The sequence below is a fragment of the Pseudomonas sp. TE3-3-F2023 genome (assembly GCF_036784815.1).
Classification (GTDB): domain Bacteria; phylum Pseudomonadota; class Gammaproteobacteria; order Pseudomonadales; family Pseudomonadaceae; genus Aquipseudomonas; species Aquipseudomonas pudica.
Genome location: NZ_CP145113.1, coordinates 5,506,374 through 5,528,178 on the forward strand (window position 1 = coordinate 5,506,374; position 21,805 = coordinate 5,528,178).

The 21,805-nt window shown below is 64.0% G+C and carries 18 protein-coding genes; 10 read left to right on the forward strand and 8 right to left on the reverse strand.

Translation table 11 applies throughout. The features are described from left to right. The first annotated feature begins 16 nt into the window (after positions 1–16). Positions 17–1,066 carry an alkene reductase gene (locus V3314_RS25220; protein ID WP_046616935.1) on the forward strand — a complete coding sequence of 350 codons (1,050 nt, stop codon included), beginning with the start codon at positions 17–19 and terminating at the stop codon, positions 1,064–1,066. A gap of 108 nt (positions 1,067–1,174) precedes the next feature. Here V3314_RS25220 and V3314_RS25225 read toward each other — a convergent pair whose 3' ends face one another. From V3314_RS25225 to V3314_RS25235, 3 genes are all read right to left on the reverse strand, one after another. Next, complete coding sequence (locus V3314_RS25225) at positions 1,175–2,044, reverse strand: hypothetical protein (RefSeq protein ID WP_046616936.1); 870 nt, start codon at positions 2,042–2,044, stop codon at positions 1,175–1,177. 87 nt (positions 2,045–2,131) lie between these two features. Further along, the gene (locus V3314_RS25230) at positions 2,132–3,127 is read right to left on the reverse strand and encodes an NAD(P)-dependent oxidoreductase (protein ID WP_046616937.1); all 996 of its coding nucleotides are present in this window, start codon (positions 3,125–3,127) and stop codon (positions 2,132–2,134) included. A 49-nt stretch (positions 3,128–3,176) separates the two neighbouring features. Then, a complete protein-coding gene (locus tag V3314_RS25235) occupies positions 3,177–4,067 on the reverse strand; it encodes a LysR family transcriptional regulator ArgP (RefSeq protein WP_046616940.1) in 891 nt (296 codons plus the stop codon). Between the two features lie 97 nt (positions 4,068–4,164). Between V3314_RS25235 and V3314_RS25240 the strand changes: the two genes are divergently transcribed. The 9 genes from V3314_RS25240 to V3314_RS25280 all read left to right on the forward strand — a co-directional run bounded on the left by V3314_RS25240 (position 4,165) and on the right by V3314_RS25280 (position 17,851). Then, the gene (locus tag V3314_RS25240; protein ID WP_046616941.1) at positions 4,165–4,764 is read left to right on the forward strand and encodes a LysE/ArgO family amino acid transporter; all 600 of its coding nucleotides are present in this window, start codon (positions 4,165–4,167) and stop codon (positions 4,762–4,764) included. A gap of 282 nt (positions 4,765–5,046) precedes the next feature. Next, positions 5,047–5,643, forward strand: a complete 597-nt coding sequence (locus tag V3314_RS25245) for a Fe-Mn family superoxide dismutase (protein ID WP_013974076.1) — start codon at positions 5,047–5,049, stop codon at positions 5,641–5,643. 327 nt (positions 5,644–5,970) lie between these two features. Beyond that, positions 5,971–8,025, forward strand: coding sequence for a GGDEF domain-containing phosphodiesterase (locus tag V3314_RS25250; RefSeq protein WP_046616943.1), 2,055 nt, complete (start codon positions 5,971–5,973; stop codon positions 8,023–8,025). A 157-nt stretch (positions 8,026–8,182) separates the two neighbouring features. Continuing rightward, positions 8,183–9,520 (forward strand): imelysin family protein, encoded by a 1,338-nt coding sequence (locus tag V3314_RS25255; protein ID WP_046616944.1) that lies wholly within the window; start codon positions 8,183–8,185, stop codon positions 9,518–9,520. Between the two features lie 278 nt (positions 9,521–9,798). Beyond that, the gene (locus tag V3314_RS25260; protein ID WP_046616945.1) at positions 9,799–11,226 is read left to right on the forward strand and encodes a di-heme oxidoredictase family protein; all 1,428 of its coding nucleotides are present in this window, start codon (positions 9,799–9,801) and stop codon (positions 11,224–11,226) included. Positions 11,227–11,246: 20 nt separating this feature from the next. Then, the gene (locus tag V3314_RS25265; RefSeq protein ID WP_046616947.1) at positions 11,247–12,311 is read left to right on the forward strand and encodes an imelysin family protein; all 1,065 of its coding nucleotides are present in this window, start codon (positions 11,247–11,249) and stop codon (positions 12,309–12,311) included. Between the two features lie 2 nt (positions 12,312–12,313). Continuing rightward, complete coding sequence (locus V3314_RS25270; RefSeq protein ID WP_046616948.1) at positions 12,314–13,411, forward strand: DUF1513 domain-containing protein; 1,098 nt, start codon at positions 12,314–12,316, stop codon at positions 13,409–13,411. Between the two features lie 234 nt (positions 13,412–13,645). After that, entirely contained in the window at positions 13,646–14,794 is a 1,149-nt protein-coding gene (locus V3314_RS25275) for an efflux RND transporter periplasmic adaptor subunit (protein ID WP_046616949.1), read from the forward strand. Positions 14,795–14,806: 12 nt separating this feature from the next. Further along, on the forward strand, positions 14,807–17,851 hold the full coding sequence (locus tag V3314_RS25280) for a multidrug efflux RND transporter permease subunit (protein WP_338459772.1): 3,045 nt from the start codon (positions 14,807–14,809) through the stop codon (positions 17,849–17,851). 168 nt (positions 17,852–18,019) lie between these two features. On the opposite strand, the gene V3314_RS25285 is transcribed toward V3314_RS25280, so the two are convergent. From V3314_RS25285 to colR, 5 genes are all read right to left on the reverse strand, one after another. Then, positions 18,020–18,253, reverse strand: a complete 234-nt coding sequence (locus V3314_RS25285; protein ID WP_046616951.1) for a hypothetical protein — start codon at positions 18,251–18,253, stop codon at positions 18,020–18,022. Beyond that, positions 18,253–18,951: a lipopolysaccharide kinase InaA family protein gene (locus tag V3314_RS25290; protein ID WP_046616952.1), complete on the reverse strand. Its 699-nt coding sequence runs from the start codon at positions 18,949–18,951 to the stop codon at positions 18,253–18,255. Before V3314_RS25290 ends, V3314_RS25285 begins: the two co-directional genes overlap by 1 nt. A 6-nt stretch (positions 18,952–18,957) precedes the next feature. Further along, complete coding sequence (locus tag V3314_RS25295) at positions 18,958–19,641, reverse strand: class I SAM-dependent methyltransferase (protein ID WP_046616953.1); 684 nt, start codon at positions 19,639–19,641, stop codon at positions 18,958–18,960. Between the two features lie 107 nt (positions 19,642–19,748). Further along, complete coding sequence (locus tag V3314_RS25300; RefSeq protein ID WP_046616955.1) at positions 19,749–21,059, reverse strand: HAMP domain-containing sensor histidine kinase; 1,311 nt, start codon at positions 21,057–21,059, stop codon at positions 19,749–19,751. Next, positions 21,049–21,732 carry a two-component system response regulator ColR gene (gene colR, locus V3314_RS25305; protein ID WP_003255215.1) on the reverse strand — a complete coding sequence of 228 codons (684 nt, stop codon included), beginning with the start codon at positions 21,730–21,732 and terminating at the stop codon, positions 21,049–21,051. Before colR ends, V3314_RS25300 begins: the two co-directional genes overlap by 11 nt. Positions 21,733–21,805: the final 73 nt, after the last annotated feature.

Sequence of the window (21,805 nt, forward strand, 5' to 3'; positions counted from 1 at the left end):
CAGGCAGGTAACCGTCATGACCACGCTTTTCGATCCAATCACACTGGGCGACCTGCAACTGCCCAACCGCATCATCATGGCCCCGCTCACCCGCTGCCGGGCCGACGAAGGCCGCGTGCCCAACGCGCTGATGGCCGAGTACTACGTACAACGCGCCAGCGCCGGGCTGATCCTCAGCGAGGCGACCTCGGTCAGCGCCATGGGCGTCGGCTACCCGGATACCCCTGGCATCTGGAACGACGAGCAGGTGCGTGGCTGGAACAATGTGACAAAGGCCGTGCATGCCGCTGGCGGGCGCATCTTCCTGCAGCTTTGGCACGTTGGCCGCATCTCCCACCCCAGCTACCTGAACGGCGAGCTGCCGGTGGCCCCCAGCGCGATCCAGCCCAAGGGCCATGTAAGCCTGGTGCGCCCGCTCAGTGACTACCCCACCCCACGCGCGCTGGAAACCGAAGAAATCATCGACATCGTCGAGGCCTACCGCAGCGGTGCCGAGAATGCAAAGGCTGCCGGTTTCGATGGCGTGGAAATCCACGGTGCCAACGGCTACCTGCTCGACCAGTTCCTGCAGAGCAGCACCAACCAGCGCACCGACCACTACGGCGGCTCGCTGGAAAACCGTGCGCGGCTGCTGCTGGAAGTGACCGATGCAGCTATCGAGGTGTGGGGTGCGAACCGCGTGGGCGTGCACCTGGCGCCGCGTGCCGATGCCCATGACATGGGCGATGCCGACCGTGCCGAAACCTTTACCTACGTGGCCCGTGAGCTGGGCAAGCGGGGTATCGCCTTCATCTGTTCGCGGGAACGGGAAGCCGATGACAGCATTGGCCCATTGATCAAAGAAGCGTTTGGCGGCCCGTATATCGTCAATGAGCGGTTTGACAAAGCCAGTGCCAATGCGGCCCTCGCCAGCGGCAAGGCGGATGCAGTGGCGTTTGGCGTACCGTTCATCGCCAACCCTGACCTGCCAGCACGGCTGGCGGCGGATGCGCCGTTGAACGAGGCGCGGCCGGAGACTTTCTATGGCAAGGGGCCGGTGGGATACATCGATTATCCGCGGTTGTGATTCAGGGCCATTCGCGGGCACGCCCGCTCCCACAGGGTCAGCACAATCTTCAAGCTTGTCGCTGTACCTGTGGGAGCGGGCGTGCCCGCGAAGAAGGCTCAGGTGATCTCACGGCCGGGCGTTGATCTGCTGCTGCAGGTTCTGGATCTGGCTCTGCAAGGTATTCAGGTTGCGGGTCGTCTGCGCCCGGAAGGCGTCGAATTCCTGCACCGAAGCACCACCCGCCGACGCAGCAGCCGGGCGGTTGTCGATCTGGCTCTTGAGCACCAGGATATCCTGTTCCAGGCCCTGGATGGCCGCACTCGGGTTACCCTGCTTCTTCAGCGCCGCCACCTCGCTGCCCAGGCTCTTGAGCTGCCCGTCCAGCTTGGCGCCATCCACCTGCGCGGCCTTCAGCGCAGCTACCTGTTCGTTCAGGCCCTTGAATTGCGTATCCAGCTTGCCACCATCGACCTGCCCCGAGCGCAACGCGGCCAGCTCGCCATTCACCGCTTTCAGCTGTGCCTGCAACTGGGTTTGCAACTGGGTCACGGCCTTTTGCTGTTCACGGGTATCGGCCAGCACTTGCTCCAGGCGCTTGCCCAGGTCGCCGGTCTGCCCCGCCACACCCTTCTGCAACTCGCGCAGCTGCAGCTTCAGCGCCTCGCTGTTGGTGGTGGCGCCGGATTCGCTGGCCGCCACCTTGCCGCTGATCGCCTGCAGGCGCCCCGCCGCCTCTTCACTGATGCGGGCAAAGCTTTCCTGGGTCGCCACCAACTGCTGCTCCATCAGCGAGATCTGCTGGAAGCTCCACCAGCCAAGCCCCGCCAAGGCGATGAACGAGGCCCCGAGCAACGCCCACAGCGGCGCCGTGCTGGCACCCCGAGCGGCTTTCTGGCGGCTGCGCACCACGTGCGCCGGCATCAGTTCGTCATCGTCATGGGTGCCGGCACGCAGGGTAGGCACGTCATCGTAGTCATCGTGAGCATGGTTACGCATGGATACATTCAACCGCGGTAGTCGCAAAGAGGCACGAGTATAAACCGCCAGCGCGGCGCGTTGATGACCATTGTCGGCCGGCCGGCTTCACTGCCCCGGCGGCTGGTGCTTCCACCAGGCACAGAATTCATCCAGCGCCGTCCACAGGCTGACCTTGGGTTGGTAGTCCAGGTGCTGCCGGGCGCGGCTGATATCCAGGGTGAAATCGCGGCTCATCACCTGCATCCCCAGGCGCGACAGGGTCGGTTGCGGGCGCCCCGGCCACAACATGCAGGCCGCCTCGTTCAGCGCGGCGAGGCTGTAGGCCAGGCCGTAGGAGCGGTAACGGGTAACCTGCGGCAGCTGCATCTGGCGCATCACGTAGTTGACCACGTCCCACAGCGGCAGCGGTTGGCCGTTGCTGATGTTGTAGGCCTGGCCCAGCGCCCGGTCGTCGGCAAACAGGGCACTGAGCAGCGCTTCGTTGAGGTTGTGCACGCTGGTGAAATCGACTTTGTTCAGGCCGTTGCCGATGATCGCCACACGCCCCTTGCGCTGCATCTGCATCAGCCGCGGGAAGATACTGGCATCGCCGGCACCGGTGACGAAGCGTGGGCGCAGCGCCAGTACCTCAAGGCCAAACTCCTGGGCACCGAACACTTTCTGCTCGGCCATGTGCTTGGTCTGCGCGTAATGGTCATGGAAGCGGCGCGGCACCTGGTCTTCCCGGATGTCCAGGCGCGAGCGGCCATTGAAGTAGATCGACGGCGACGACAGGTGTACCAGCCGCCGTACGTGCTCCTTCAAGCAGCCCTCGACCACGTTTTCGGTGACCATCACATTGCCTTGGTAAAAATCCTGGTAGCGCCCCCAGTTGCCTACTGCGCCAGCGCAGTGCACCACCGCCTCGACGCCCTGGCACAGGCGGCGTGCCAACTCGGCATCACCCAGGTCGCCGGGGATGAACTGAGCGCCGCGCTTGACCAGGTGCTCGACCCCCTCGGCTCGACGGCCGCTGACCCGCACGTCCAGGCCCTGCTCCAGGGCAAAGCGCGCAAAGCGCCCGCCAATGAAGCCACTCGCGCCGGTGACCAGAATTCGCATGTAAGACTCCGTCTTGCCAGATTTCAGATGCAACTGACGCCAGCCGTGGCTACAAGGGCACCAGCCATTGCCGCGCGGTGTGCCGCAGGTGGTCGGTCAGTTGCGCGAGCAGTTGCCCGCCATTGCGCCAATGATGCCAGTACAGCGGCACATCGATGGGGGTATCGCTACAGATTTCCACCAACTGCCCGCTGGCCAGTTGCTCGCGAGCCTGCAGTTCCGGCACCAACCCCCAGCCCAGGCCGGCTTCGGTCATGCGCAGGAAGCCTTCGGATGACGGGCACAAGTGGTGCAGGAAGCCATCTTCGATGCCCAGCGATGCCAGGTAACGGTGTTGCAGGAAGTCGTCCGGGCCATACACGATCGCCGGGGTACGGGCCAGGCGGCTGGCAACGAAACCGTGCGGAAAATGCCGCGCCATGAACCCGGGACTGGCCAGCGCCCTGTAGCGCATGGCGCCCAGCGGCAGGCTGCGCGCGCCGGCCACTGGCCGCTCGCTGCCACACAGGCAAGCCGCCACTTCGCCCGCACGCATGCGTTTCAGGCCCACTTCCTGGTCCTCCACCACCAGGTCGGTCAGCACATTGTGCTGTGCGCAGAAGTTGCCCACTGCGCCGGCCCACCAGGTCGCCAGGCTGTCGGCGTTGAGGGCGATGCGCAGGCGCTCGGGCATGCCCTCCTCATCCAGCGCCGGCACCTGGCGCTGCAGGTCGCGTTCGAGCAGGCGCACCTGCTGCACATGGTTGAGCAACTGGCGGCCGACTTCGGTAGGGCTTGGCGGTGTGGCACGCACCAGCACCGGCTGGCCGACCCGCGCCTCGAGCAGCTTGATGCGCTGGGAGATGGCCGACTGCGACAAGCCCAGCACCTGCGCCGCGCGTTCGAAACCGCCCTGCTCGATCACCGCAGCAAGGGCGGCCAGCAGTTTGTAGTCGAACATCGATTTTCCTAATGACGGATCAGATCTATTTGTTTTTCTTATACAGCGTGCTTCATCACAATGACCAGCATCTTTTGGACTCTTTGGAGAGCACGCCATGTGGCAAAGCTATCTCAACGGCATGCTCGTGGCCTTCGGCCTGATCATGGCCATCGGTGCACAGAACGCCTTCGTCCTCGCCCAGAGCTTGCGCCGCGAGCATCATTTGCCGGTGGCGGCACTGTGCATCATCTGTGACGCCATCCTGGTGGCTGCCGGAGTGTTCGGCCTTGCCACCGTGCTGGCGCACAACCCGACGTTGCTGGCGATCGCCCGCTGGGGCGGTGCAGTGTTCCTGATCTGGTACGGCGCCAAGGCTTTGCGCAGCGCCTGCTCCAGGCAGAGCCTGCAGCACCAGCAAGGCCAGGGTGCCCGGTCACGCCGCGCGGTACTGCTCAGTGCCTTGGCAGTGACCCTGCTGAACCCGCACGTGTACCTCGACACGGTGCTGCTGATCGGCTCGCTGGGCGCCCAGCAGGCTGCGCCCGGTGCCTACGTGGCCGGTGCCGCCAGCGCCTCGCTGCTGTGGTTCTCGACCCTGGCGATCGGCGCGGCCTGGCTGGCACCGTGGCTGGCCCGGCCGGCGACCTGGCGCATGCTCGACCTGATGGTGGCGGTGATGATGTTCGCGGTGGCGGCGCAGTTGATCTTCAACTGACCTGGGCTCACCACAACATCTTTATCGCCTGTGAGACCGAGCGCCGCCCGCGCGGCGCTCAATCTCACAGGCGCTACAAGCGTTAAGCCGAACACCACCGGTCGGCACACCCCAACCGCTCTGGAACCTCTATTCCCTATCTTTGTTGCGTGGTTATGCGCCGGGCCCGGTGCTATGATCCAGCGCTTGCGTCGCAAAGAGTACAAACTCGCCGACGCTCATCGGGCCGCCCGTGATCGGCCTTGCGCAAACCGCAAACAGACCTGAATCAGGAGATCCACCATGGCTTTTGAATTGCCGCCGCTGCCATACGCCCACGATGCCCTGCAGCCGCACATCTCCAAGGAAACCCTGGAGTATCACCACGACAAGCACCACAACACCTATGTCGTGAACCTGAACAACCTGGTCCCAGGCACCGAATTCGAAGGCAAGACCCTGGAAGAGATCGTCAAGAGCTCTTCGGGCGGTATCTTCAACAACGCCGCTCAAGTCTGGAACCACACCTTCTACTGGAACTGCCTGGCACCAAACGCCGGTGGCCAGCCGACCGGTGCCCTGGCTGACGCCATCAACGCCGCTTTCGGTTCCTTCGACAAGTTCAAGGAAGAGTTCACCAAGACTTCGGTTGGCACCTTCGGTTCCGGCTGGGGCTGGCTGGTGAAGAAGGCTGACGGTTCCCTGGCCCTGGCCAGCACCATCGGCGCCGGCTGCCCGCTGACCAGCGGCGACACCCCGCTGCTGACCTGCGACGTCTGGGAACACGCCTACTACATCGACTACCGCAACCTGCGTCCGAAGTACGTCGAGGCGTTCTGGAACCTGGTCAACTGGGCCTTCGTTGCCGAACAGTTCGAAGGCAAGACCTTCAAGGCCTGAGTCATTCAGCCCTGAACGAAAAACCCGGCCTGGTGCCGGGTTTTTTTATGCCTGTACCGGCCTCTTTGCGGGTGAACCCGCTCCCACAGGTACGGCGCCGCTTGTGGACTTGATGCTATCCCTGTGGGAGCGGGTTTAACCGCGCAAAGCCGGCACGGTTTTGCTTGCTCAGCCCGCATAGCACGCTAACATCAAACCTCTGGATATCGTTACGGCGCATTCAAGTTGCGGGGTCAGGCAACCGATACACTACTGAAGGTCGGCCGATAGTGTATCGTCATCGTTGATGGCAAAATGATGCCATGCGCATGGATTAAGGAAACCCCATTGAAGCTGGAATTGCGGAACAGCTTGTCGGTCAAGTTGCTCAGGGTCGTGCTGCTGTCGGCGCTGGCGGTCGGTGTCGTGCTCAGCTGTGCGCAAATCGTCTACGACACCTACAAGACCCGCCAGGCCGTGAACAACGATGCCCAGCGCATCCTCGACATGTTCCGCGACCCCTCGACCCAGGCCGTATACAGCCTCGACCGCGAAATGGGCATGCAAGTGATGGAAGGCCTGTTCCAGGACGAATCGGTACGCATGGCCTCCATCGGCCACCCCAACGAAACCATGCTGGCGGAAAAGTCCCGCCCGCTGCAGGACATGTCCATGCGCTGGCTGACCGACCTGATCCTCGGCCAGGAACGCACCTACACCACGCAACTGGTCGGCCGCGGCCCCTACAGCGAATACTACGGCGACCTGAGTATCACCCTGGACACCTCGTCCTACGGCGAAGACTTCCTGATCAACGCCGTGATCATCTTCATCTCCGGCGTGCTGCGGGCCCTGGCCATGGGTCTGGTGCTGTACCTGGTCTACCACTGGCTGCTGACCAAACCGCTGTCGAAGATCATCGAGCACCTCACCCAGATCAACCCCGACCGCCCCAGCCAGCACCAGCTGCCCCTGCTCAAGGGCCACGAGAAGAACGAGCTGGGTCTCTGGGTAAATACCGCCAACCAGTTGCTGGCCTCGATCGAGCGCAACACCCATCTGCGCCACGAGGCGGAAAACAGCCTGCAACGCATGGCCCAGTACGACTTCCTCACCGGCCTGCCCAACCGCCAGCAACTGCAGCAGCAACTGGACAAGATCCTCGTCGACGGCGGCCGCCTGCAACACCGTGTGGCAGTACTGTGCGTAGGCCTGGACGACTTCAAGGGCATCAACGAGCAGTTCAGCTACCAGGTCGGCGACCAGCTGCTGCTGGCCCTGGCCGACCGCCTGCGCGCCCACAGTGGCCGCCTGGGCGCCCTGGCACGCCTGGGTGGCGACCAGTTCGCCCTGGTGCAGGCCAATATCGAGCAGCCTTACGAGGCGGCCGAACTGGCACAGAGTATCCTCGATGACCTGGAAGTGCCGTTCGACCTCGACCACCACCAGCAAATCCGCCTGCGCGCCACCATCGGCATCACACTGTTCCCGGAAGACGGCGACAGCACCGAGAAGCTGTTGCAGAAAGCCGAACAGACCATGACCCTGGCCAAGGCCCGTTCGCGCAACCGCTACCAGTTCTACATCGCCAGCGTCGACAGCGAGATGCGCCGCCGTCGCGAGCTGGAAAAGGACCTGCGCGAAGCCCTGCCACGCAACCAGCTGTACCTGGTGTATCAGCCACAGATCAGCTACCGCGACCACCGCGTGGTCGGTGTCGAGGCGCTGCTGCGCTGGCAGCACCCGGAGCTGGGCATGGTACCGCCAGACCAGTTCATCCCCCTGGCCGAACAGAACGGCAGCATCATCAGCATTGGCGAATGGGTGCTCGACCAGGCCTGCCGGCAACTGCGCGAATGGCACGACATGGGCTTCAGCGACCTGCGCATGGCGGTCAACCTGTCCACCGTGCAGCTGCACCACAACGAACTGCCGCGGGTAGTCAACAACCTGCTGCAGGCCTACCGCCTGCCACCACGCAGCCTGGAGCTGGAAGTCACCGAGACCGGCCTGATGGAAGACATCAGCACCGCCGCCCAGCACCTGCTGAGCCTGCGCCGCTCCGGAGCACTGATTGCCATCGACGACTTCGGCACCGGCTACTCGTCGCTCAGCTACCTGAAATCGCTGCCGCTGGACAAGATCAAGATCGACAAGAGCTTCGTCCAGGACCTGCTGGACGACGATGACGACGCTACCATCGTTCGTGCCATCATCCAGCTCGGCAAGAGCCTGGGGATGCAGGTGATCGCCGAAGGCGTGGAAACCGCCGAACAGGAAAGCTATATCGTCGCCCAAGGCTGCCACGAGGGCCAGGGCTACCACTACAGCAAGCCGCTGTCGGCCCGTGAGCTGACCAACTTCCTCAAGCAGGCGCAGCGCAACCAGGTTTCGATGTTCTGAGCCGCCAGCCCGGTTACAGGCCGTGACCGGCATTTACACGAATTGCATGCCCGCCCCCTTTACAGCAAATGCAAATCTTTCGCATGATGTTGCCGTTTCGCGTGCCACGGCGCACGGTCTACCCATGGTCCAACCACACGACGCAGGAAAACCAATAATGATTCGAATGCCTCTGGCCTCCGCCAGTCTGCTGGCCATTGCCATCGCTCTCGCCGGTTGCGGTGAAGGCAAGGACGACAAGGCCGCCGCGCCGCAAGCTCAGGCACCTGCTGCCGCCAGCACCAACGCTGCGGCGCCCGGGGTTGTCGACGAAGCCGCCGGCAAAGCCGTGGTCAAGCATTACGCAGAGCTGGTCTACGCCGTGTACAGCGATTCGCTGAGCACCGCCAAGACTCTGCAGACCGCAGTCGACGCGTTCCTGGCCAAGCCCAACGACGAAACCCTGAAGGCAGCCAGGGAAGCCTGGGTCGCCTCGCGCGTACCGTACCTGCAGAGCGAAGCCTTCCGCTTCGGCAACACCATCATCGACGACTGGGAAGGCCAGGTGAATGCCTGGCCGCTGGACGAAGGCCTGATCGACTACGTCGACAAGAGCTATGAGCACGCCCTGGGCAACCCGGCAGCCAACGCCAACATCATCGCCAACACCGAGATCCAGGTGGGCGAAGAGAAGATCGACGTCAAGGACATCACTCCCGAGAAGCTGGCCAGCCTGAACGAGCTGGGCGGCTCCGAAGCCAACGTCGCCACCGGCTACCACGCCATCGAATTCCTGCTCTGGGGCCAGGACCTGAACGGCACCGGCCCGGGCGCGGGCAACCGTCCGGCGTCTGATTACCTTGAAGGCAAGGGCGCCACCGGTGGCCACAACGACCGCCGCCGTGCCTACCTGAAAGCGGTCACCGACCTGCTGGTCAAGGACCTCGAAGAGATGGTCGGCAACTGGGCACCGAATGTTGCCGACAACTACCGCGCCAAGCTGGAAGCCGAGTCGGTCAACGACGGCCTGCGCAAGATGCTGTTCGGCATGGGCAGCCTGTCGCTGGGCGAACTGGCTGGCGAGCGCATGAAGGTTTCGCTGGAAGCCAACTCGCCGGAAGACGAGCACGACTGCTTCAGCGACAACACCCACTACTCGCACTTCTACGACGCCAAGGGCATCCGCAACGTCTACCTGGGCGAGTACACCCGCCCGGACGGCAGCAAGGTGACCGGCCCGAGCCTGTCGTCGCTGGTGGCCAAGGTAGACCCGGCCGCCGACGCCACCCTCAAGGCCGACCTGGAAGCCACCGAAGCCAAGATCCAGGTGATCGTCGACCACGCCCTCAAGGGCGAGCACTACGACCAGCTGATCGCTGCCGACAACGCAGCCGGCAACCAGATCGTGCGTGACGCCATTGCCTCCCTGGTCAAGCAGACCGGTGCGATCGAGCAGGCCGCGGGCAAGCTGGGCATTGCCAACCTGAACCCGGATACCGCAGATCACGAGTTCTGATCCTGCTGTAGCGGTTCTGAAAGAGGCGGCCTTCGGGTCGCCTTTTTTTGCTTCCGGCCCTATCGCCGGCAAGCCAGCTCCCACAGGTACTTCACAGCCCTTGAGCCCTGTAGGGTACCTGTGGGAGCTGGCTTGCCGGCGATAGGGCCTGACCAGGCGACCACAAACCATGGCCAACTGACATCGATTTCATCCAGCAATTGCAAATTGCTCTTATTCAAACTCTTTCACCCTGCTAAGCTTGCACGCCGGTTTTTCGCTCACGCCCAGGATTCTCGATGTCCTTGTCGCTGTCCCGACTCTCCCCCCTGCTGCTGGCCTTTGCCCTCGCCGCTTGTGACGACGCTCCGCGTTTCACCCAGGCCGAGCCCGGCGAAGCGTTGTCGGGCGGCAAAGCCACCGTGCAGCGCACTGACCGCAATGCCTATTCCCTGCCCTCGGCCAACCTCTCGCCCGAGCGGCGCCTGGACTTCGCCGTAGGCAACAGCTTCTTCCGCAACCCTTGGGTGATCGCCCCTTCCACCACCACCGCGCGTGACGGCCTGGGCCCGCTGTTCAACACCAATGCCTGCCAGAACTGCCACGTGCGCGACGGGCGCGGCCACCCGCCAGAGCCGGGCGACAGCAACGCCGTTTCGATGCTGGTACGCCTGTCGATCCCCGACCAGCCCTACCTGGCCAAGGTGGTCGAACGCCTCGGGGTGGTGCCGGAGCCGGTCTATGGCACCCAGTTGCAGGACATGGCCATCCCCGGCGTGACGCCGGAAGGCAAGGTGCGGGTGAGCTACACCAGCGAAACGGTGTCGTTCGAGGACGGTCACCAGGTCGAGCTGCGCAAGCCGGCCCTGCAGATCACCCAGCTCGGCTATGGCGTGATGCACCCCGACACGCGCTTTTCGGCGCGGGTGGCGCCGCCGATGATCGGCCTGGGCCTGCTCGAAGCCATCCCCGAAGCCGACCTGCTGGCCAACGAAGATCCGGATGACCGTAACCGCGACGGCATCCGCGGCCGGGCCAACCGGGTGTGGGACGATGCCCTGGGCAAGACCGTGGTCGGCCGCTTCGGCTGGAAGGCCGGGCAGCCCAACGTCAACCAGCAGAACGTTCACGCTTTTGCCGGCGACATGGGCCTGACCACCACACTGCAGCCCAATGATGACTGCACCCCGTCGCAGGCCGACTGCCTGGCCGCGCCCAACGGCGACGGTGCCGATGGCGAAAAGGAGGTCAGCGACAACATCCTGCGCCTGGTCACCTTCTACACCCGTAACCTGGCCGTGCCGGCCCGCCGCGACGTGGGCTCGCCGCAGGTGCTGGCGGGCAAGAACCTGTTTTACCAGGCCGGCTGCCAGGGCTGCCATACACCACAGTTCACCACCGCCACCAATGCCGCCGAGCCGGAACTGGCCAACCAGCTGATCCGCCCCTACAGCGATCTGCTGCTGCATGACATGGGCCCGGGCCTGGCCGACGAGCGGACCGAATTTGCCGCCAACGGCCAGGACTGGCGCACCCCGCCACTGTGGGGCATAGGCCTGAGCGAAACGGTCAGTGGCCACAGCCAGTTCCTGCACGACGGCCGCGCCCGCAACCTGCTCGAAGCGGTGCTCTGGCACGGTGGTGAGGCCGAGGCGGCACGCAATTTCGTACTCACTTTCAATGCCGAGCAGCGTGCCGCGTTGCTGGCTTTCCTGAACTCACTTTAAAAAGCGCAAAGGAGCCGGGCATGTTCCGACCCAAACTGTTGTTCACCAGCCTCGCCGCACTCGCCCTCGGCGCCTGTTCGCCGCAGGACCCGCAAGCCGTGACCTCCGCTGCCATCGCCAAACAGGTGATCCTGCCCACCTACAGCCGCTGGGTCGAAGCCGACCGCACGCTGGCCGCCAGCGCCCTGGCCTACTGCGAAGGCAAGGAAACCCTGGACAAGGCCCGGGCCGACTTCCTCAATGCGCAAAAGGCCTGGGCCGAACTGCAACCGCTGCTGGTCGGCCCGCTGGCCGAAGGCAACCGCGCCTGGCAGGTACAGTTCTGGCCCGACAAGAAGAACCTGGTCGGCCGCCAGGTCGAGCAGTTGGTCAACGCCGACCAGCCCGTCGATGCCGCGGCCCTGGGCAAGGCCAGCGTGGTGGTACGTGGCCTGTCGGCCTACGAGTACATCCTGTTCGACAGCAAGCCGGACATCGCCACAGCCGAGCAGAAAGCCCGCTACTGCCCGTTGCTGGTCGCCATTGGTGAACATCAGAAGGCCCTGGCCGAAGAGATCCTCAAGGGCTGGAACAGCACCGACGGCATGCTCTCGCAGATGACCAAATTCCCCAACCAGCGCTACGCCGACTCCCACGAGGCCATCGCCGACCTACTGCGCGCCCAGGTCACCGCCCTGGACAGCCTGAAGAAAAAGCTCGGAGCACCGATGGGCCGCCAGAGCAAGGGTATTCCGCAGCCACTGCAGGCCGAAGCCTGGCGCAGCCACAGCTCGCTCAAGAGCCTGGAGGCCAGCCTCAAGGCCGCCGAAGCGGTCTGGCTCGGGGTCGACAACCAAGGCCTGCGCGGCTTGCTGTCCAGCGATCAGAAAACCCTGGCGGACAAGATCGACGCCGCCTACGCTGCCTCGCTCAAGCTGCTGGCCGCCAACCAGAAGACCCTGGGCGAGCTGCTGGCCGACGACGCCGGCCAGCAAACCCTGAACCAGATCTACGACAGCCTCAACGTCGTCCACCGCCTGCACGAAGGCGAGCTGGCCAAGGCGTTGAACATCCAGCTGGGCTTCAATGCCAACGACGGTGACTGATCATGCTGCGACGCCAGGCCCTCAAACTCGGTAGCGTATTGCTCAGCGCCCTCACCCTGGGCGGCTGGAGCCTGTTCCGCAACAAAGGCAGCGAGCCCCTGCTGCTGTCGGCGCGTGACGACGGCGATGGCAAGCACTATGCGGTCGGGTTCCGCCTGGACGGCACCCAGGTGTTCAGCACCCAGGTCGCCCAACGTTGCCATGCCATCATCCATCACCCGGATCTGCCGATCGCCCTGTTCGTCGCCCGCCGTCCCGGCACCGAAAGCTACCTGGTCGACCTGCGCGACGGGCGCCTGCTGCAGACCGTGAGCTCGCAGCCGAACCGGCATTTCTACGGCCACGCGGTCATCCATAAAAGTGGCGAATGGCTGTACGCCACCGAGAACGACACCACCGACCCGGGGCGTGGCGTACTCGGTGTATACCGCTTCGAAGGCGAGCGCCTGGTGCACAGCGGCGAGATTCCGACCCATGGCATCGGCCCGCACGAAGTGGCCTGGCTGCCGGACGGCGAGACGCTGATCGTGGCCAACGGCGGTATCCGCACCGAAGCCGAGAGCCGGGTGGAGATGAACCTCGACGCCATGGAACCGAGCCTGGTGCTGATGCAGCGCGACGGTACCCTGCTGAGCAAGGAAACCCTGGCCCAGCAGATGAACAGCGTGCGCCACCTGGCGGTGGGCAGCGATGGCACCATAGCCGCCTGCCAACAGTTCATGGGCGATGCCGATGAAACCGCCGAACTGCTGGCAATCAAGCGCCCGGGCGAGCCGTTCAAGGCCTTCCCGGTACCGGAGCGGCAGTTGCAGGCCATGGCCCAGTACACCGCCAGCGTGGCTATCCACAGCGAGCTGCGGCTGGTCGCGCTTACCGCGCCACGGGCCAACCGCCTGTTCGTCTGGGACCTGGACAGCGGCGCGGTGCGCCTGGATGCGCCAATGCCCGATTGCGCGGGGGTGGGCGCGGTACGGGACGGCTTTGTCGTCACCTCCGGGCAGGGCCGTTGCCGGTTCTATGATTGCCGCAAGGCCGAGCTGGTCGGGCAACCGATGAACCTGCCGTCCGGTTTCTGGGACAACCACCTGCATCTCGTCTGATTTTCAGGTTGGCTGTACTGGCCTCTTCGCGGCTAAAGCCGCTCCCACAGGAACAGCGCAACCCACTGGCTGCGTGGTCCCTGTGGGAGCGGCTTTAGCCGCGAAGGGGCCGGCACAGGCATTCCACTCCCCCTTCCCCCCAAAAACAGTCAATACTTCCCCCATCCACACGTGGGCAGGATCGCCCGATGTCGTGTCCAAGCCAATAACAACCCTATCCAAGGAACCGGACCTATGCTGCGCCGCCGCATGCTCATCATGTTGGCCGTGGTTCTGCTGATCGTGCTGGCCCTGGGGGGCTACAAAGCTTTTTCGATCTATCAGCAGATCCAGATGTTCACTGCCCCCAAGCCGCCCATCACCGTGGCGGCCGCCTTGGCCGAACAGCGCCCGTGGCAGGAGCGCCTGCCCGCCGTCGGCAGCCTCAAGGCGCTACAGGGCGTGGAGCTGAGCCTGGAGGTGGAAGGCATCGTCAAGGCCCTGCATTTCGACTCGGGCCAACAGGTCAAGGCCGGGCAACTGTTGCTGCAACTCAATGACGACCAGGAAACCGCCCTGCTCGGCACCGCCCAGGCCGACCTGGGCCTGGCCAAGGTCGATTTCGGCCGTGGCAGCCAACTGGTCGGCGACTCGGCCATCTCCCGCGGCGAGTTCGACCGCCTCACCGCCCAGTACAGACGCAACCAGGCGGTGGTCGACCAGCTCAAGGCATCGAAGACCAAGAAAAGCATCAGCGCCCCGTTCAGCGGCACCATCGGCATTCGCCAGGTGGACGTCGGCGACTATCTGGCCGCCGGCACGGTGATCGCCACCCTGCAGGACACATCCAGCCTCTATGTCGACTTCAACGTACCGGAACAGGCCCTGCCGCACCTGAGCCTGGGCCAGCAGGTGCTGGTGCAGGTGGCCGCCTACCCGGGCCAGACCTTCCCCGCCAGCCTCAGCGCCATCAACCCCAAAGTCGAGGAAACCACGCGCAACCTGCTGGTGCGCGCGACCATGGCCAACCCGGACGGCAAGCTGCTGCCAGGCATGTTCGCCAGCCTGCTGGTCCTGCTACCCAACCCGCAGCCAAAAGTGGTAGTGCCGGAAAGCGCCATAACCTACACCCTGTATGGCAACTCGGTATACGTCGCCACGCCGAAAAAGGACAAGGACGGCAAGCAGGAAAACGACGACAAGGGCCAGCCGCAACTCACCGCCGAGCAGCGCACGGTGCAGACTGGCGAGCGCCGTGACGGCATGGTGGTGGTCAGCAAGGGCCTGCAGGCTGGGGAACAGGTGGTTACCGCCGGCCAGCTGAAGCTCACCCCCGGCGCCGCGATCCGCATCGGCCAGGACAAAGCCCTCAAGCCCGCACAGGGCGCGCCGGGCAAGGACTGACAGGAGGCTGGCATGGCGTTCACCGACCCGTTCATCCGCCGCCCGGTGCTGGCCAGCGTGGTCAGCCTGCTGATCCTGCTGCTGGGCTTCCAGGCCTGGAACAAGCTGCAGATCCGCCAGTATCCGCAAATGGAAAACGCCCTGATCACGGTGACCACCGCCTACCCCGGCGCCAACGCCGAGACCATCCAGGGCTATATCACCCAACCGCTGCAGCAAAGCCTGGCCAGTGCCGAAGGCATCGACTACATGACCTCGGTGAGCCGGCAGAACTTCTCGATCATATCCATCTACGCACGCATCGGCGCCGACAGCGACCGCTTGTTCACCGAACTGCTGGCCAAGGCCAACGAAGTGCGCAACAAGCTGCCCCAGGACTCGGAAGACCCGGTACTGAGCAAGGAAGCCGCCGATGCCTCGGCGCTGATGTACATAAGTTTCTACAGCAAGGAAATGAGCAACCCGCAAATCACCGACTACCTGTCGCGGGTGATCCAGCCCAAGCTGGCGACTCTGCCGGGCATGGCCGAAGCGGAAATCCTCGGCAACCAGGTGTTCGCCATGCGCATCTGGATCGACCCGGTGAAACTGGCAGGCTATGGCTTGTCGGCCAACGACGTGACCAATGCCGTGCGCCGCTACAACTTCCTTTCCGCGGCCGGCGAGGTGAAGGGCGAATACGTGGTCACCAGCATCAACGCCAGCACCGAGCTGAAGTCGGCCGAGGCGTTCGCCGCCCTGCCGGTCAAGACCAGCGGCGACAGCCGCGTGCTGCTGGGCGATGTGGCACGGGTCGAGATGGGGGCGGAAAACTACGACACGGTCAGCTCGTTCGACGGCACCCCATCGGTGTACATCGGCATCAAGGCCACACCGGCCGCCAACCCGCTGGACGTCATCAAGGAAGTGCGGCGCATCATGCCCGAGCTGGAAAGCCAGCTGCCCTCGGCGCTGAAGGTATCCATAGCCTACGACGCCACGCTGTTCATCCAGGCCTCCATCGACGAAGTGATCAAGACGCTCGGCGAGGCAGTACTGATCGTCATCGTGGTGGTGTTCCTGTTCCTCGGTGCCCTGCGTTCGGTGCTGATCCCGGTGGTGACCATTCCGCTGTCGATGATCGGCGTGCTGTTCTTCATGCAGATGATGGGCTACTCGCTCAACCTGCTGACCCTGCTGGCCATGGTGCTGGCCATCGGCCTGGTGGTGGACGACGCGATTGTCGTGGTGGAGAACATCCACCGGCACATGGAAGAAGGCAAGTCACCGTTCGACGCCGCCCTTGAGGGCGCACGCGAAATCGCCATGCCGGTGGTGTCGATGACCATCACCCTGGCGGCAGTGTATGCACCGATCGGCTTCCTTACCGGGTTGACCGGCGCGCTGTTCAAGGAGTTTGCCCTGACCCTGGCCGGTGCCGTGATCATATCCGGCATCGTTGCCCTCACCCTGTCACCGATGATGTGCGCCCTGCTGCTGCGCCAGGAACAGAACCCCAGCGGCCTGGCCCACCGCCTGGACATGCTGTTCGAACGCCTGAAGGTGCGCTACCAGCGCCTGCTGCACACCACCCTCGACAGCCGGCCCGTGGTGCTTGTGTTTGCCGTGATCATCCTGTGCCTGATTCCGGTGCTGCTGAAGTTCACCCAGAACGAACTGGCGCCTAACGAGGACCAGGGGGTGATCTTCATGATGAGCAGCTCGCCTCAGCCGGCCAACCTTGATTACCTCAACGCCTATACCGACGAATTCACCCCGCTGTTCAAGGCTTTCCCCGAGTACTACTCGTCGTTCCAGATCAACGGTTTCAATGGCGTGCAGACCGGCATCGGCGGCTTCCTGCTCAAGCCCTGGAACGAGCGCGAGCGCACGCAGATGGAGCTGCTGCCACTGGTGCAGAGCAAGCTCGAGGAAATCAGTGGCCTGCAGATCTTCGGCTTCAACCTGCCGTCGCTGCCCGGCACCGGCGAGGGCCTGCCGTTCCAGTTCGTCATCAACAGCGCTGGCGACTACCCGGCTCTGCTGGATGTGGCCCAGCGCATCAAGGCCCGCGCCCAGGAATCTGGCAAGTTCGCCTTCCTCGACATCGACCTGGCCTTCGACAAGCCCGAGGTAGTGGTGGATATCGACCGGGCCAAGGCGGCGCAGATGGGGGTGTCGATGGACACCTTGGGCAGCACTCTGGCGACCTTGCTGGGCGAAGCGGAAATCAACCGCTTCACCCTCGAAGGCCGCAGCTACAAGGTGATTGCCCAGGTCGAGCGGCCGTACCGCGACAACCCCGGCTGGCTGAACAACTACTACGTGAAGAACGACCAGGGCCAGCTGCTGCCGCTATCTACCCTGATCACCATCACCGACCGCGCCCGCCCGCGCCAGCTCAACCAGTTCCAGCAGCTGAACTCGGCGATCATCCAGGGCGTGCCCATGGTCAGCCTGGGCGAGGCGCTGCAGACCGTGCAGGGTATCGCCCGCGAAGAGGCTCCGGAAGGCTTCGCCTTCGACTATGCCGGCGTGGCCCGCCAGTACGTGCAGGAAGGCAGCGCGCTGTGGGTGACCTTCGGCCTGGCATTGGCGATCATCTTCCTGGTGCTGGCGGCGCAGTTCGAGAGCTTCCGTGACCCGCTGGTGATTCTGGTGACGGTGCCGTTGTCCATCTGCGGCGCGCTGCTGCCGCTGTTCCTGGGCGTATCCAGCATGAACATCTACACCCAGGTCGGGCTGGTGACGCTGATCGGGCTGATCAGCAAGCACGGCATCCTCATTGTCGAATTCGCCAACCAGTTGCGTGAGGAACGCGGCCTGAGCGTGCGCGAAGCAATCGAGGAAGCCGCTGCGATTCGCCTGCGTCCGGTGCTGATGACCACGGCGGCAATGGTGTTCGGCATGGTGCCGCTGATCCTGGCGACCGGCGCGGGGGCGGTCAGCCGCTTCGACATCGGGACGGTGATTGCCACCGGGATGTCGATCGGCACGCTGTTCACCCTGTTCGTGTTGCCTTGTATCTACACCCTGCTGGCGCACAAGGCGAAAGCCAGGGAACCCGCTGTAGCCTGATCCGGCCTCTTCGCGGGCTTGCCCGCTCCCACAGGTGCGGCACCAGTTTCAGGACCGGTGCCATACCTGTGGGAGCGGGCAAGCCCGCGAAGAGGCCGGTAAGGCAGATGCAAAAATGCCAGAGGCCCCGCAATCGCGAGGCCTCTGGCATTTCCATCTACACCGGGTTCAACCGAACGGCCGCAACCCCTGGCGCAGGCCGAACAGGAACAGCAGCAGGTCCTGATCTGGCGCGGCCTCGGCTTGTTGCTGCGGTTTCACTTCCCGCGGCAACGCGCATTGGTCGGCCAGCTCGGCCTTGCTGAACACAGTCGGCCTCGGCTCTTCCCAGGCAGCCACCGCCACGGTGGTCACCGCCAGGCCAGCTACCAGGAACAAAGCTCGAGCTATTTCTAGTTTCATTACCCTAACCCTTTGACAGCGCTGCCAAACGCCATCTGGTAAAAGTAGAGCAGTGTTTGCCATTCCGCGTCATTGAGCGACGAATGGCGGCGCAACTGGCGCAGGTCATTGCCCGCCGCGCGCTGGCAGCTGATGCGCCGCCGGCATTTTTCCAGGTCCAGCAGGGCGACTTCGACCCGGGCCTGCTCGCCCTCGCCAATCACCTTGACGAACACGTGCTTGCCATACAGGCAGCCGTGCTGCCAGTGCCCCAGATGCATGCGCGCCAGGTTGTCTGCCAGGTCCTTGAGCATACGCTCATGCACCACCTGCGGATAACGCTCGCGGGCACCTTCGGCATGCCAGGTGTCGAGTTCGACGAAGCCGTCGAGTGCTTCGCTCACCAGCAGCGCACGCCACTGCTGGTCGGCACCCCGCTCGGCGCCACAGAAGACGATGCGCGGTACACGCACACCCAGTTGCTCGAAGCTGTTCAACGCATCCAGCTCACGCAATACGGTCGGCCGGCCGAAAGGGTGCAGCAGGCTACGGTAGATATGCCCGACCTGGCGCTTTGCATACAGCAGCTTGCCATTGCCATCGTCGAGGCGTTGCACACCGCTCTCGCCACCACGGCGCTGGTTAGGCTCCTCGACCCACTCGCCCTGCTGGCGCCAGTAAAAATCGAACCGCGACTCCCCTTTCTGGGCTACAGCCATCAAACACTACCCCTTACGCAATACATAGACCCGCCACATGGCATAGAACGGCAGGAAGTCGAGGCGTTCCTGGATTCTGAAGCCGGCGGCTCGGAATTCTTCTTCGACCGTGTCGGCCGGTAACACAAAACGGTTCTGGTAATTGTCCTGGTCGCCCTTTCGGGCGTTGCGACGTTGTTCCAGCTTTTTCCGGCGCCAGGCCTTGAAGTTACCATCCACCCACAAGGACAGGATCACACTATCACGGCTAACCCGTTGAAATTCCGAAAGAATGGTCTTTCTGTGCGCCGCTTCGCCAATGTGGTGGAACAAGCGCATGCAGAAAATGCTGTCCACCGAGTTGTCCGGCAAGTCGATGGCAAATGCCGAAGTCTGCAAAGGCCGTACCCGTGCCACCACCTCTGGCGCTTGCGCGGTACAGGCTGTCTCGATCATCGCTTCGGAGTTGTCGGCGCCGATGATCACCCGGTTGGGCTTTTCTGCCAGCAACGGCCAGAAGCGGCCGGCGCCGCATGGCAGGTCGAGGACCAGGCCAGGCTCACCAGCCAATGCCAAGGCGCGACGCGCCAACTGCTCATCACGCTTGTGGGAAAGGCGTCGCGCCAGGCCATCCTGGTGCTTGAGAAAGTACTCGCGCGCATGTTCTTTGTCGTACTTCTCGGAAAATTCAAGCTTGATGGGGCTACGCATTGGGCATCTCCTGACTCCATTCCGCCCACATTAGGTAAGCAAGCGTAGGAATCAGGTCATGCTGATGTGAAAAATATGTTGAGCGCCGAGTGACCTGTTACAACAGATTACTCGGCCAACGTGTCCGGATCGCCTTTTGCCGCAGTATTGCTCAGGTCTACCACGAAACGGCAGCCGTGCGGCAAGGTGGAGGTCAGGGTGACATGCCAGCCTTGGTCGTCGCAGATCCGCTGCACCAGCGACAGGCCAAGGCCCAGCCCCTCGCCGCGCCGCTCGTCGCCGCGTACGAACGGCCGGAACATCGCTTCGCGCTGCTCCTCCGGGATACCCACGCCACTGTCCTCCACGCTGAAACCGTTGGCTTCCAGGCTCAGGCGGATATAGCCGCTGTCGGTGTAGTGCGCGGCGTTGCGCAGCAGGTTGCCCATTACCGATTGCAGGAAAGTAGCGTTGTACAGCACAGGGCTGGCACTGACGCGGCCATCGTAATACAAGGCCAGGCCCTTCTGCTCGATGGTGTCGCGCCACACCCCGACCAGTTCGTCGGCCACCTCCCGCAGGGTGGCGCGCGAAGCCACTGCGCCCTCGTCGCGCTGTGCCCGGGCCAGCATCAGGAAGGTCTTGACTAGCTCGCGCATCTCTTCGGTGGCCCGCGCCACACGCTCCACCTGGCTGCGCGAACGGGCATCCAGGGCCGGGTTCTCCATCAGCAGTTCGCACGAGGTAGCCAGCACCATCAAGGGGGTGCGCAGTTCGTGGCTGACGTCGCTGGTGAACAACCGTTCACGGGTCAGCGCATCGCGCAGGCGGCCCAGGGTGTCGTCGAAGGCTACCGCCAACTGGCCGACTTCGTCCGCGGCATAGTCCGGCGCCAGCGGCGGGGCCAGGCCCAGCAACTGGTCACGGTGGCGTACCTGGCGTGCCAGGCGAATTACCGGCGCCATCACCCGGCGCGCCACCAGCCAGCCGAGAATGACTGCCAGCACCAGGCTGAGCAGGAAGCCCACCACCACCACCGCGAACAGCACGCGCTCGCGTTCCTCGAAGTCGCTCTGGTCCTGCAGCAGCACATAACGGCGGCCATCAACGATCTCGACCATGGCGTGGTACGACAGCTGATCGCGGAATACCTCGTGGAAGCCGCGGTCAAGGTGGCGCAGGTCCTTGGGCAGTTCGAAGTCGTCACGCCCGCCGCTGAAGTAGAAAAGCTGGTCGGGGCGCGGCCGGTGGCTCCAGTCGCTGACGCTGTCCATGCGCAGCAGGCGTTGCAGGTCACCACCCAGCACCGAGGAAATCAGCCGCTCTTCGACCAGGTGCACGGTGCCGACGATGCCGAAGGCGAAGGCCCCGGCCACCAGCGCGCTCATCAGGGCAAAGGCAATGATGATGCGCTGGGCAAGGCTTTGCTTAAACTCCATCACGGCCCTCGGCGAGGCGATAGCCGACGCCATGGACGGTATGCAGCAGCGGTTTTTCGAACGGTTTGTCGATCACCTGGCGCAGCTGGTGCACGTGGCTGCGCAGGCTGTCGCTGTCAGGGCAGTCATCGCCCCACAGGGCTTCTTCCAGCACTTCGCGACGCAATACGTGCGGGCTCTTCTGCATCAGCACCGCCAGCAGCTTGAGGCCGACCGGGTTGAGCTTGAGCAGGCGGCCCTGGCGGGTGACTTCGAGGGTGTCGAGGTCATAGCTGAGGTCGGCCACCTGCAAGGTGCGGCGCCCGCCGCCCTGGGCCCGGCGCAGCACCGCTTCGATGCGGGCGGCCAGCTCCGACAGGGCGAAGGGCTTGAGCAGGTAATCGTCGGCACCGGAGCGGAAGCCCTGCAGGCGGTCGTCCAGTTGGTCGCGGGCGGTGAGCATGATCACCGGCGTATCGCGGCGGGCGTCTTCGCGCAGGCGCTTGCACAGGGTGTAGCCGTCGATGCCCGGCAACATGATGTCGAGCACGATCAGGTCGTAGTGCTCGGTGGCAGCCAGGTGCAGGCCGGACAGGCCATCCTGGGCACAGTCGACGGTGTAGCCCTTCATGCCCAGGTAGTCGGCCAGGTTGGCCAGGATATCGCGGTTGTCTTCAACCAAAAGAATGCGCATCGGTTTCTCCTGTGCGGCGCTTCTCGCTGTGGTGCGCGGCAGGCGCAGCTTAAGGCCTATGCCTGCAGGGTGC